We start from the raw sequence: 13450 nt of genomic DNA on the forward strand, positions 1-13450 counted from the left end.
AGCCTCTTTAAATACACTTAATATTTTTATTATATCATATTAGTTATTTATGTAATTAATTTTGTTTAACTACTTATGAGTAGTGTGTTAAGCCAATTTTTGCGTAAGTCCTGAATATATCGGCTTTCCCGCAAATTCTCCCAGTTATAGAAGCAACTGATAACTGGGAGAATTTTTTATCAATTAGGTGCTGTTAACTCGATAGATTGTCAAAGGCAGGCTTGTTAAAGTGTACTAACTCTCGGTTCGCTGATTTGAGGAGAGGAAAAAGAATTAAACTCTTACGCCTCAAGGGATAGGGAAATTATGTAACTGGATAAAGAGTATAACCCAAGAGAGGTAGGCTAGAGAGCAGTTGCTGGAGAGGGAAATGGGATGAAAAACGAAACGGTCGAAATAACTTCCGAACGAATTGATGACATTCCAATAGTCGTAGAGTGGCTCAAGCAGATGGAGATTGCTAAATGGATCGATAAAAGTCTATCAAAGCCACACGGAAACCATCAAGGAATGAGCTATGGGCAATTGAGTGTGTTGCTATTAACATACATAATTACCCAAGCAGATCATCGATTGAGCGCAGTAGAAGAGTGGGTAAAAAAACACATAAAAGTGTTAGAAGCAGTTACAGGCTGGTCAATTGGGGAGAAAGATACTAGCGATGACCGATTAGCCAGAGTAGTAGAAGAGTTAGGTTTACAAACATCGGCTTGCACTCAAATAGAAGAAAAAATTGGGCAACATCTCATCCGAGCTTATGACTTACCAACAGAAGTAGCAAGAGTAGACACGAGTAGTTTTAGTGTGAATCACCAACAGCAGGAATCTGAGTCCGAGAGTTTGCTACGCTATGGACATTCTAAAGACAAACGACCAGACCTACTCCAATATCGTCAAATGTTAGGTACTCTTGACCCAGCGGGAATCCCATTGGTAAGTGCAACTCTAGCTGGGAATGGAGCAGACGATCCAATTTATTATCCAACTTGGCAGAAGATGGCAAAAGTCATTGGTCACAACCAGTTTGTCTTGGTCGCCGATTGTAAGGCAGGAGCCATCGCCACCCGTGCCCAGATAGCCAACGAAGGCGGTATTTATTGTTTCCCGCTACCAATGACTGGACAACACCCAGAGTTACTCAAACAATGGGTGCTCGCTCCACCTGCTGACTCGGTAGAGATTCGATTACCACGACAGGATATGATTGAGCCTGCTGTCGGAAAAGGATTTGACGTAGAGTTGGGTAAATTTTGGTTAAATCCAGGCACTGGCAAATGGGTACGCTGGAATGAGCGATATCTAGTTGTCTACTCTGATGACTTCGCACGAGCGACAATAATTGGTTTACAACAGCGCATCGATCAAGCTACTGCTTCCCTCAATAAACTAGCTGCGAAACCAGGCGATGACCTCGAACAACTCTCGGTGAAGGTAGAGACAATTCTCAAACGTTGCCGCGTCAAAGAATTGTTTGTGGTCACGACCGCGACTGAAACCATCACGGAAACTCGCTATATCGGACGGGGAAGACCCACTGCCAAATCACCAACACAGCAGATAACTCGGCTTGAGATCCAACTTCACATTCAGCCACAATCTACGGCGATTGAACAGGCGTTAAAATTGGCGGGATGGAGATTGTATGTCACCAATGCCTCCACGGAACGACTCACCCTTCCGCAAGCTGTTATTTACTATCGGGATGAATGGCTTTTGGAACGCAGTTTTCATCGTGTTAAACGTGGTCATTTGCCTGCGCTACCCATCTATTTCCAAAATCAAGACCGGATTACCGGCTTGATGTTTCTGTTGACTATCGCATTGAGGGTATTTACCCTAATTGAGTTTGTGGTTCGACAGGCACTTCAAACCAATCAACAGTCTTTGGCTGGTCTTTACAATGGTAATCCTAAGAGAGCGACTGCTCGTCCCTCTACCGAGCAACTACTCCACGCTTTTTGCCACCTCACTCTTTATTTTTTGCCCAATTCTTCTTTCTTCATTACACCGCTTAACGAGCTCCAGCGAGAGATTCTGCGACTAATGAAAATGCCAGAGTGTCTTTATCAGCTACATCTCTGTCTACATAAGCCATAAATCTTTGATGTGACTTGAATTCAGCGAACCCACAGTACTAAGTGTATAGCTTGTTATTCTAGTCTTGATTGACGCGACCTAGCGATCGCATTTTGTACCGATAGCTCTAATTATATGAGTAAATATACTCACACTAATAGCTGTGCGATCGTAAATGTGGGTGATACCAGTATAGCTGGCGATCGCAACTGAGCCTCCCCTCTAACAACAGCTAAGTCATTTCCTGCAATTTAAGCAATAACTATTGGTTGAGGAAACCTCTAAATTAAAAGCTACCCCTAGCGGGAGAAGTTAAGGGATAACCAACTTTTTACCGTTATGAATACTAAGAATTCTAATATTAACCCCCACAAAACCTTTCCTGAATCAGCAAGCCAGCACTCCCCTCAAGTTAAAGAAGTGATTGCAGTAATTTTTCCTTTTCTCGCGGATGCACCTGCTGAAGAACATCCCTTCAAATTAAACGATATCGTTAAAACTGGTAACCAATACGGTACTGTTACTTCTCTCAATCAAACTGAAAAACCTGTGACAATTACTTGGGACGCAAGTTCGGGCGAAGATTCATTTTCTTGGACTTATAACCTCGACGAAATCCGCGCCCTCACAATCTCTCTCGTTCCTCAGTTTATCCCTCAAAATACTGCGGGAGAACTTCCAGCTTGCACAACTATCCTACTCGCTAATTCCGAACAGATACAATTTAGTAACGCAACTCCTTTCAAAGTAGAATCGCTAAGCGAACACCACATTCTCATCTCGGCTCTCGACCAATTGTATCACTTTCCCATCAACCTGTTTCCCGGCTACCCGACAATTTGTACCATAGATATCCCGACACCCCAGCAATTAAAAGCCGCCAGCTATTTATCTGTTACCGATATCATAATCAGAGCTAAAACGCATTTAGCTCTCGAAGTACCCGACAACTTTTTAGAATTCGCTATGCCAATCTACAAACAGCAGTTAAAAGAAAAAATAGCTCAACAATTGAGCGAAGAAAATTACCAACTTCTCGACTTTGACATAGCTTGGGAAGAAGCCTGGAAGCAGCAGTTAGAAAACCTAACAAAGAAACAAGGCTTCTACGGATTTAGAGAGGGAGATTGCATTTTACAGCACCGAGAAGGATTTCAACGAATGGGGAGAGTCCAACACTTGAACGTTGAAGAGCCACGTCCATTTCACATCCAGTGGAACAGCGGAGAACTCCTAAGTTACAGCTTGAGAGAACTCAAAGGTTTGGGTATTGCCCGCATCAAACCTATTGTTAAATTATCGCCCAATGTGGCTTATCAAATTAGCGAAGACGGCTCCTACTTTACAGCTTGGATTGGGTTTCGTACTAAAGCACTAGCTAAAGCGTGGCTAATACCTGTCAAAAAGCTAGTCGGCAACTTGAGCAATTTAATTGAGTGCCAAATTTATGAACTGCAACATACAGGTTCTAAATATGAGTATGCTGTAGAATGTCCCCGACATAAAACATTAAACAAGCGTCTTGAAGCTCTGGAAAAAGTTGTTAAACTTGATTTAGAAAGGATGCCATTTAGGAGATGAGTGGGAAGTAGCGAGCACTCCGTAGGGTGTAAACGGTGCTTTTTTGCTGGAACAAAAAACAGAAAAATTTCCTATTTATCTTAAAAGTTTTATTAACAAGACTTAGGAATCTTCCTTGCCCGGAATCTAAAAAACCTACTCTTGAAAGACTCCCCCGTCAAGCTAACGCTTAATCAGAGGTTGATAAAATTAGTAACGGACGCTAACTAATGATTCAAACCTTACTCGAACAACCCCAAAAACTTACACAATTTCCCTTCACGCTCAAACCGCAACAGCAGCAAGCCCTCGACAAATTGAGAACCTTTCTAACCACTACCGAGTCATTCTTCTTGCTGTGCGGCTATGCAGGAACTGGAAAATCCACAATCGTCTTTCAAATTATCCAAGAACTCTTGAGTCAAAGCAAACGCATTGCCCTCACAGCACCTACTAACAAAGCCGTCGGCATCCTCAGAAAAATGGCAGCGTCTCAAGGCATTTTCGGAGTAGATTTTATGACAATACACCAACTTTTAGGATTAGGCATGGTCAGAAAAGAACAAGAAAAAGCTTTGGAACAGACAAGTTCCAGCAGCCTTCACCTCTACGATATCATCTTCCTCGACGAATGTTCGATGGTTGGAAGCGAATTGTGGAAATGGATAGAACGCAATTTTGAACGCACATTCTTCAATCACCGCAAGCTAATTTTAATGGGCGACCCCGCTCAACTCAATCCTGTAGGAGAAAAAAAGTCGCCTGCTTTCAGCATTACCAATAAAGCTGTACTGACCAAAGTTGTCCGGCAAGCAGGGGAAAGCCCTGTGCTCGATTTTATAACAGAATGCCGCTCTTTTGTCAATAGCAAAGCAGACATATTTTTGCCACACTCTAAATACAAAAAAGGAGACAAGTCAAACGGTGCATTCAAAGTTAAATCAGAAACGCTGCTACAATATGCTGTCAAAACGATCGATCTAGAATTTAGTCAAAATCCCGATCGCTTCAGAATTCTGTGCTGGACTAACAAACGAGTCAAATACCACAATCAGCTTATCCGAGAACAAATCTACGGTCAAGCTGCACCCAGATTTGTACCGGGAGAGAGGTTAATTACCAAAAAGCCCGTCATGGCACCCGATGGCAAAACTGTAATTTTGCCGACTTCAACGGAATTTACCGTCAAGGAAGTTGAGATTAACCAGCACTGTGGCTATAGAGTTTGGCTGCTAAAGATTGTGACTGATGACGGTCTTTTTCGGCAAATCTTTGTCCTGCACGAGTCCGAAAATAAGCGCTACCAGGCTGAACTTAAAGAAAAGCTCAAGAGTGCTAAACGCAATGGATTTCTTTGGAGGAAATATTACTGGTTCAAAGATGACTTGTTTGCTGAAATTGACAATTGCTTTGCTTTGACAATTCACAATTCGCAAGGCAGCACTTTTGATGAAGTTGGTATTGACGGAAGCGACCTTTTCAGCAGATTGTTAATCGGTCAAGATTTGAGCAGGCAACAGAAACTTAAAGAGTACCATCGACTTTATTATGTCGGTGCAAGCCGCTGCCGATATCGGATATTATTTGTTGCCCCCAATGACTTGTACTCAAACAATAAACTTCTCAACCAAGAGGTAAACTTTTCAACCAAGAGGTAAAGTCCTCAACTAACAGGCACATACGTTTCTAGAAAACAGCCAGTAACACTCAACTTTCAAAAACCTTCTCCATCGGGACTTACGCTGCATGAATCAATCTTTACACTATCTGTAGTAGTAACGTGTGCCATCAGCACCCTACAAGTACAGGACTTATGTAACTGGCACAATTAGTAAGGTGCGCTACTATCCCAAACCCTTGATAATCGCCTTATAACGAAAGTCTGACGCATCCTACAAATCGATTGGAGTCTGCCAGTTGCGTAAGTCCTAATATCAAATAAAACATGGGCTGCTGTTTAAAGACTCAATAAAATTTTACTCAAAACAGAAAACTGTCTATCGACCGCTACTAATTTTTATCTGTTAACAGATTTAAGTTTCCCTTATGCAATGTTTTCTATAACTGTAAACGCAGAGCGACCATTTTTTGGCTAAATCTATCCCTCGTTACGAGCGGAAAAATTTACCCACGGCTGATGAGGTTTATCTCTGAGAAACTCACCTTGCCAAGCATACTGAGGCTGTTCTTCTAAAAATTGTTTAGCATTGAATGTTGAGCCGTTCGGATGTCCGTAGCGACCCAAGAAACTCATTTGTTTAGCCATCGTACTATCCGTTACTTTACCATCATTAGCTCCATAAGGATAGTAAGGCCCGAATTCTAGAGGATTAAAGGCAGCAGGATCGCGATCGAACCTAGCACAGATGGTGCGGTTTGATGAATTGTGTTCTTTGAGGTAAACATCGTAATCATCGGAAATCATTGCCATTGCAGATTCAATGTTAATTTTCCCGCAATACTCAGCCAGAAGTTGCTCCCAACGCACCCGACGCCCACCACTTTGGAGTAGGTTGGAATACCCTACGTTATCGCATTCTTGATTGCGAATTCTCGGATCTTCGACAACATTACATCCCCAGAAGTATCCTTCTTGCTTGCGGGTGATACCGACATATTTTAATCCCAATTCTAGCCGCGCAATTTCTCCCGTGCGAATATCTCCAATTAACCAACTATTGGCATACCCCCCGTTATTATTAACCTGCATTATCTCCATCCATTCATCAAGACTTTGGGCGTATTGCATTGCCTTTCTGACTCGATAAAATTCAGGAGCTTTCTTTTCATCATATCCAGAAAATCCAGCAATGCTGGTTTCGGCACCAATAATTCCAATACCTGTTAAAAAGAAGTCAGTACCGCTGTGCAAAAAACCGGGCGCACTCTGCATTAAAATGCTATTTCCCCGATCTGGATGAATATCCATGACGATATTGGCGGAGTTACTGTTGATGTATGTATCCCAAGTATTGTGAGCTAGAACAATTCCACCGTCTGCGGTTGTTTTGTCACCGGTAGCGATGAAGGAATTGCAGTGATGACCTCGCAGGAATTCTCCGGGTTGTGTATTTTTATGTTGGGGCCACCAATCACCCAACAGTTCTATATTAGCGTTCCAAGCTAAAATTTCTGGATAGGAAATTTCTACACCCGCCTTCAAAGCTCCAGCTACAATTCCCTCAAGCTCAGTTTTAAATTCCCCACCTAACTCGTCCTTGTTTAACCAATGATCGTAGAGATCTATTGCTGCATTTTCAAAGAAATCAAATGTATCTCCTGTATCCCATTTACTGGTAAATTTAATCGTTTTCAAGGCTTCGTCTAGCTCTTTTGCAAGTAAATAGCCGTGCTGAAACCCTCGTTCAAATGGAGCACCTTCAATATGTAAAAATATCCAACCCGATCTTTCAAAGCGATAGGCTTTTGATAAGTAGTTTTGTTCGGTTTGATTGAGTTGATCGCGAGTGAAAGTCATTGTTTTTCCTTTTTATAAGAGATAGGTCAGGGGCAAAGCGGTACGAGAATATGTTGAGACCAAAACCATTGCAGCAATTGCCAACAAATCGGCAAAGTTTGCTGTTTTGACCATTTTTGCATCAGTTCCAAGACAGTTTGTCCGGCAACCAATTCTTCGAGGAAGCTGGCGATCACAACGTTTCCCAAATAAGCTACAGGTCGATCTAATCCCGGATGGTGCAAGGCTTTAACTTTCTCAATTAAATTCCCTTGGATGACAGGCGCAAGCATCAGTTTTGCCGCAGGCGACAACTGGATGCGACTGTTGAGGTTAAAGAGAGAAGTATTCAATTGCCATTCAGTTAGGTTTTGGATCGCGGGCTTATGGGCGCGACTTTGCCAAAAAGAAGTAGCAGGATAAATATCTTGTTCGGCATAAAATTGGGCCGCTGTTTTTTGATTGCGATCAACGGTTTCTCTCTGTCGGTCGCGGTAAAAAGCGATCGCGGCATCGGTGCTATCTGGCTGGGTTAAAATTGTGTGTACTGCAATGCTGCCAGTAAAAGCAGACATCATTGCCACTTGTACACCTTGGGAAGACAACGGATCGATAGAAAGTGCCGCTTCACCAACTCGGATAAAATCTAGCCCTATCGGATCTGTGGTAAAATAAGACGAGGCATCGCAAAGCTGCACCGGAGTTTCTAACTTGCCCTGCAAACACTCGGGGAATAAAGTAGTTTTTGCTAGCATATCTTCATAGAATTTTTGCCTATCCCCTCCTATTTGGGCATACCGCTGCTTATCCAGAAAAACTGCTGCATTGAAAGTACCATTTGGTAAATATGCGCCCCAGAACCATTCATTTGCACCTGCTTCCACGCGACTTTCTGCACCATGAAAACTGGTGTTTTTCCAATAACCGTACAATGCCAATGTCGCCGCAGAATAACGCTGTTTTTTCCCAGATAGGGGGCTGTGTTTTCCCGTCGCATCAACCAGAAACCGTGTTTTGATGGTGTAGTGGCGATCGCCCGAACGAACGGGAACCAACCATTGATATTGTCCTTGCCGTTGGGGACGAGAGACACGTGCCGGTTGCAAAACACGTACCCCGACTTCTTTGGCTGCTTCTAATAGTAACTGGTCAAATCGACCGCGATCGACCTGAAACCCAGATTCTCCGGGGTGCGATTGCCAACTATTGTCGGTACTTGACCAACGAACTCGCGCGCGATGGCTTCTCAAAAAACCCGCTGCTTCGATTAGCGATCGCACCCCCAACAATTCAAACACCTGTATAATAGACGGCGGCAAAGACTCCCCGATGTGGGGGCGAGGAAACGCCGCTTGTTCGATCAAACAAACATTGTGACCTAAAAGTGCCAGCCTGCGAGCAATACTAGAACCAGCAGGCCCACCGCCCACCACACAAACTTCGGTTTCAATCGGGAAATTAGCAGTCATTCGATTTGAGATTTGAGAGTTTGGATTTTAGCTTAAAAATTGTCTCAATAAATCCGCTTTCTTTGCCTCTGCGTTAGGAACCTAGAAACTTAGTTTCTGCATAAATATCTAATTCCCAAGCGAAGATTTTTCATAGAATCCCGGTTTTTTTGCCTAAGTCCTGTTAATTCAAATAGGAATGCGATCGCCCATAAAATAAGCCGGACATTTTTCTAATAGATTGACGTAAGTTTGCAAGCAAAAATGCAACCAGCCCCGAATATAATCGCAAGCAGGTCTACCGCGATGAATCACCTCATAATGGCATCCACCGCTGCACAAATAACGCGCCCAACAGCTATTGCAAGGTTCTTGACGATCGACTTGTCTTTCTGCCAACCACCGATCTTGTTTTTCTCGATCGATGCCGTTTTTCAGACTGCCCATAAAACCAGCCTCATCATCGACAAAGCGATGACAAGCAGAGAGATTGCCCTCCGCAGATACCCCCATATATCCTGCACCTGCACCGCAAGGGTAGGGTCTATGAGTGCCTCGATGAATTTGTTGTATTGCTGAAGTTATATTGGCAAAGGGATAGCGGTTTCCTGCAATTGTTTGCCGCTCGAACTCTTGCCCGCAGTCAATCATTTGTGCGAGCATCACTTGGAGACCTTCTGTTTCCATTTGCTCGCGTCCTGTTGGCGAACTCAGCATGGGAGAAAAGCCGATACTGTGAAATCCCAAACCGATAAAATGCTCCAAGGTTTCTCGCAGGTACAAATTTTTAGGTGTTACCGTAACGCGGGCGGAAACTTGCATTTGTCGTTGCTGGGATAGTAACGGTTTAATATTAGCCATGACTCGCTCGTAACTGCCTTTGCCACTTTTGAACGAACGGGTGCGATCGTGAACTTCCCCCACACCATCCAAACTTACTGTTACGGCAAATCCATACCGCTCAAAAAAGTCTGCATCCTCTGGTTCAAGCAAAGTACCATTCGTGGTAATTGAAAAGCCAATTTTCACACCTCTTTTTTGGGATAAATCAAAAGCTAACTGAGTGGCAGCATGAATTAATTGACGATTTACTAAAGGTTCTCCTCCCAAAAAAGAGAGATTCACGCGCTCTTCGGGTTGCGCTTCCTCAAATAATCGCTCCACAGCCGCTTTTGCCACCTCCCAAGACATATTTTTGGCAAACCCCCCGAAACTGCCTTCTTGGGCGTAACAATAAGTGCATCCTAGGTTACATTTCTGGGCAACAGCGAGGGACAGTGCTTTTAATGGCGGTTGTGACAACGGTTGACCGTCTATAAAGGTTTTGGCAGTCAATCCGTATTGTTGGAGAAGGCGATCGACGGTATCGGTATTTTGTTGGGCTGCGGCCTCTATTTCTTGTTGCAATTCTGGCTCTATTCCATAAACTTGAGAGCCATCGGCAATCAGCATATGTAAGCCATATTCTGTGTCAAAAAAATGAATTTTTGACAATACTTCCGAACTATTACTCAAGTAATTAAGGTGCATAAAGATTTTAAAAAAAGTAGAAAACCCAACCTAAAATTAGTTTTCCCAGAAGGGAATACCAATGCCCTGACGTGCCATTTCATCGCCAATTTGATTCAGCCTAGTCATCGCCTCCCTAGCAGAATGAGTCTGTTCGCCACCTGCGTGAAAGTGTTTGTCAGAGAAACTAGAGTAGGCTTTGTATAGTTGAGGAAGGATAATGTCGTTATACAATATTAGGGCTTCACGAGCCTCATCCTGCCTTCCTACTCGAACCTGGCGAAGGTAAAGATCGGATCTATCTTTAGGGTAGGCTTTTAGAGCCTTCTTAATATCGTGGAACTGGCTGAAATGCTGTACGCCGTCGGTGTCAATCCGGATCGCCAGTTCGTATAAATGATTCAGATGTTCATATTGAGGTTGGCGCAACGTGGCAATAACCCGCGCGTAAGCTCCTTCAATAAATCCGCTCGGTTTTTCGACTTTAATAAAGTCATCTAGCGTTTCTAGAGTGAGGCGACGGAGTTGTCTGGGGCGCGGCTTGTCATGGCGACCGATCGGGATTTCGGTAGCTGGGATCAAAACGGGTTGGTAATACTCAATTAATCCAGCTTGGTAAAGTCCCCAAAGCAATTGGTTTACCCAGCGTAGGTGAGTCATTTCACCTGCTGCTACCATCATCAGAAAATGCCGCATGAAAGTGACATCTGACTTGAGAGTAGGCCAGACTTCGCCTTCAATTTCTTCAGGTGTTTTAATCGAATAACGAGCATACAAATATTCCAAAGCCAGAGCCATTTCTAAGGGAGCTAATTTCTCTCGCAGTTCGGCTGCCAATTCTGCAGGAGAACTAAATGGATCGGGGTCAGCTTCGCGGAGTTGAGGTTGGTAAGTTTCTCCTATTTCATGACCCTGCAAGACAATATTTAACTCTTCCCAGCGTTGGTTAATTTGGAAATGGTCGAACTGGAAAGGGCGATTTTTGTCGATCGTATTCATCGCCGCTACTGTACCAGAGGGCGATCGATCTTCGCGCAACCAGTCAATGGGAGTATTGGCTTTAATGGGATTAGCTGACTCGCCATCGGGCAGGATTTCTTCATCGGCAGCGATCGCACCATACACGACATCTGGATGATTAGAAGCCCAATAATGACAAGCACAATCGCGAAAATCATGGGTCCAAGGGGAACACAAACTCTGTCCTAATTCACCGGGAGAGTAAGCAAGGTCAATAACTCCTGTTTTCGCATCGACGTAACGCCGCCGCCATGCTGTCAATTCGATGAATGATGGGGAGTCGCTATCGCGCCGGATCAATTTAATTTTCAAAGCAGCAGGTTCTGGTTTTAAGCTACTGACTAAACGCCAGACTACTAAACCTTCTAAGGGAGTGCGATCAACGACATCTTCGCTGCTATATTCATACATGAAAAATTCTTTTTCGTCCTGCTCGATCGAGTGCAGATACCAGGTTCCCGTAGCAAGTTTCGTTCCCTTATCTCCAGATAATTCTTGATAAAGTTGCCCAACTTTAGGGTTGCTGCGATTCATTTCTGGATCGGTTAGATCGACATAAATTAGCTTTGCTCCTCGCCGCCCGGGTTCGGTATAAGGAGGTGAATTATCAGCCAAGTCTACAAAGGTAAACAGCAGCCCTGGAAAAAATCGGCGATCGAGGGCAGGAACGTGCATTTCCAACCCCGGATAACAGTTACCTACCCCAGATTCCAAGCGGGTAGTGACAGGATTGCCTGCTACTTGATAGGCAGCCCTCGCAGTTAAATTGCGAGGAAAAATTTTCTTTGCTGTGTTATTTTCTTCAGCCATGACAACTCCCTTCTTGGTTCGATTTAAAACCGCTATTTTGCTTGCGGTTCGTTCAACAGTTTTACCAATGCCATCAATTCCTCATACTGCCGTCGAGTCAGAGATAGAGGATTTTCATCTGAGTCGCGCATATAGGGCGGCATCCGCATATCGTAGAGTTTGTCGCGTAAAATGCGAGGGTCGCGGAAATCTGGGTTGGGTTCAGAATTCGGTGGCGGATTATCTGTTAGTTGGTGGAAATGACCGAAGGGAGGACGGATCAGCCGCTCGATGTGCCTTTGATGACTGCGGAAAAAATGGATTAGGGTATCAATATCGGTGAGGGGCGTGTGAACGAAATGAGCGACATCTTTATAGGGCAAGCGATCGCGTTTAACGCTAATGCTCTCTTCTTGAGGGGCTGAAGAAATCAGCAAATCTGGGCTTTTATCGACATAAGGAACATCTTCCCCCGACAAACTGCGTTTGTCGATTTGGGGCATACCCGGAAAGTTAGGCTTTTGGTCGTCTGAATCATTTTCCCGAATCGAACGGGTGCGTGCTGAATCCAGACTCATCAAGCTTACGGTTTCATAGATGCGGTGGAATAAATCTTGAATTTCTTCTGCCGTTACTTGCTCGGTGTCTTTATTTACCTGTACTGAATCCAGATCCCGGTCGGCGAGGTCATCGGCGATCGAGTAAAAGGGACGGCGATCCGGAGCAAAATCCGGTGGGCCGACCAAGACCCGCGCCGTAGCAACGTAGCGCTCGGAGGCGATCGCCAGGTAAGCTTCAATAACGGCATCGCAACTGTCATCCACCACTCCCCAGGAACGGTTATCCCCCACATTCGCGCCGTCATAACTATCGGAGGGTAAAGCATCGTCGTATTCTTGTCCCAAAATATACTTTGACCACACCGTATTTTCGTTGAGGATGCGATTTTCTGGCGGTACAATTTCATAAACGCGACCCGCTTCTGAAAGAGGCGCTGCTGCTTCACCGGGGGGTAACCTAGAAGCTGGACCTGCGATCGCGCTTGGCGGGCCGTAGACTTTTCCTTTAGCAGGAGTGAAGCGAACGCGCAATTGACTCAAGTCTACCCCCAACTTGGTTTCGGGAGTCGGACGCATGACTTGGAAGTGACCCAGAGGAATGGGATGGTCTTTCAAAACTAGAGGTGCTTGACCCGCAGTGTGACGGCTGTATGCTAGCAGGGGGTAACGCTTGCAATCCTGGCCAGCCACTTCTACCATTGCGGTGTAGGAACAAGCGGGATCGCCCGTGCGGAAGGAAGCTTTCCGGTTTCCTGCTGTTATCCGATACCGAATGTTTTCAGTGGAAGCGCCCAACTCGGCTAGTAAATTTAAGGTCAGGGGCACTTCCTTAATCGTGCCATCCTTGCCTGACTGAACCGTTACCCACAACTCAAAGAAGGGAGCAACAGGTCGCAAGGACTTGCCATCCCGAAAGCGAATCGACTGAGGTAGGCCAGGACACAGAGAGCCATCTGGGAGCGTGTCACTTTTGCGATGAGTATAAATACTCAGAAATACTAGGGCAGAGGTTTTGAGCTATTGTTGGGCAA

The 13450-nt window shown here is 44.6% G+C and carries 8 protein-coding genes; 3 read left to right on the plus strand and 5 right to left on the minus strand.

Annotation, left to right across the window (positions count from 1 at the left end):
* Nucleotides 1-375 precede the first annotated feature (375 nt).
* The 3 genes from QUA02_RS31385 to QUA02_RS31395 all read left to right on the plus strand — a co-directional run bounded on the left by QUA02_RS31385 (nucleotide 376) and on the right by QUA02_RS31395 (nucleotide 5294).
* Nucleotides 376-2097, plus strand: a complete 1722-nt coding sequence (locus tag QUA02_RS31385) for an IS1634 family transposase (protein ID WP_333033564.1) — start codon at nucleotides 376-378, stop codon at nucleotides 2095-2097.
* Between the two features lie 318 nt (nucleotides 2098-2415).
* Nucleotides 2416-3657 (plus strand): hypothetical protein, encoded by a 1242-nt coding sequence (locus QUA02_RS31390; RefSeq protein WP_333033566.1) that lies wholly within the window; start codon nucleotides 2416-2418, stop codon nucleotides 3655-3657.
* A gap of 209 nt (nucleotides 3658-3866) precedes the next feature.
* A complete protein-coding gene (locus QUA02_RS31395; RefSeq protein WP_333033567.1) occupies nucleotides 3867-5294 on the plus strand; it encodes an ATP-dependent DNA helicase in 1428 nt (475 codons plus the stop codon).
* 440 nt (nucleotides 5295-5734) lie between these two features.
* On the opposite strand, the gene QUA02_RS31400 is transcribed toward QUA02_RS31395, so the two are convergent.
* The 5 genes from QUA02_RS31400 to QUA02_RS31420 all read right to left on the minus strand — a co-directional run bounded on the left by QUA02_RS31400 (nucleotide 5735) and on the right by QUA02_RS31420 (nucleotide 13316).
* Complete coding sequence (locus QUA02_RS31400; protein WP_333033568.1) at nucleotides 5735-7114, minus strand: C45 family autoproteolytic acyltransferase/hydrolase; 1380 nt, start codon at nucleotides 7112-7114, stop codon at nucleotides 5735-5737.
* 26 nt (nucleotides 7115-7140) lie between these two features.
* Entirely contained in the window at nucleotides 7141-8562 is a 1422-nt protein-coding gene (gene qhpG / locus QUA02_RS31405) for a flavin-dependent monooxygenase QhpG (protein ID WP_333033569.1), read from the minus strand.
* A gap of 168 nt (nucleotides 8563-8730) precedes the next feature.
* Entirely contained in the window at nucleotides 8731-10071 is a 1341-nt protein-coding gene (locus QUA02_RS31410; protein ID WP_333033571.1) for a radical SAM/SPASM domain-containing protein, read from the minus strand.
* A 36-nt stretch (nucleotides 10072-10107) separates the two neighbouring features.
* Nucleotides 10108-11880 carry a ferritin-like domain-containing protein gene (locus QUA02_RS31415; RefSeq protein ID WP_333033572.1) on the minus strand — a complete coding sequence of 591 codons (1773 nt, stop codon included), beginning with the start codon at nucleotides 11878-11880 and terminating at the stop codon, nucleotides 10108-10110.
* A gap of 32 nt (nucleotides 11881-11912) precedes the next feature.
* Nucleotides 11913-13316, minus strand: a complete 1404-nt coding sequence (locus QUA02_RS31420; protein WP_333033574.1) for a hypothetical protein — start codon at nucleotides 13314-13316, stop codon at nucleotides 11913-11915.
* Nucleotides 13317-13450 lie beyond the last annotated feature (134 nt).

This window comes from Microcoleus pseudofavosus SVA1_A4, from assembly GCF_036700565.1.
Classification (GTDB): Bacteria; Cyanobacteriota; Cyanobacteriia; order Cyanobacteriales; family Microcoleaceae; genus Microcoleus.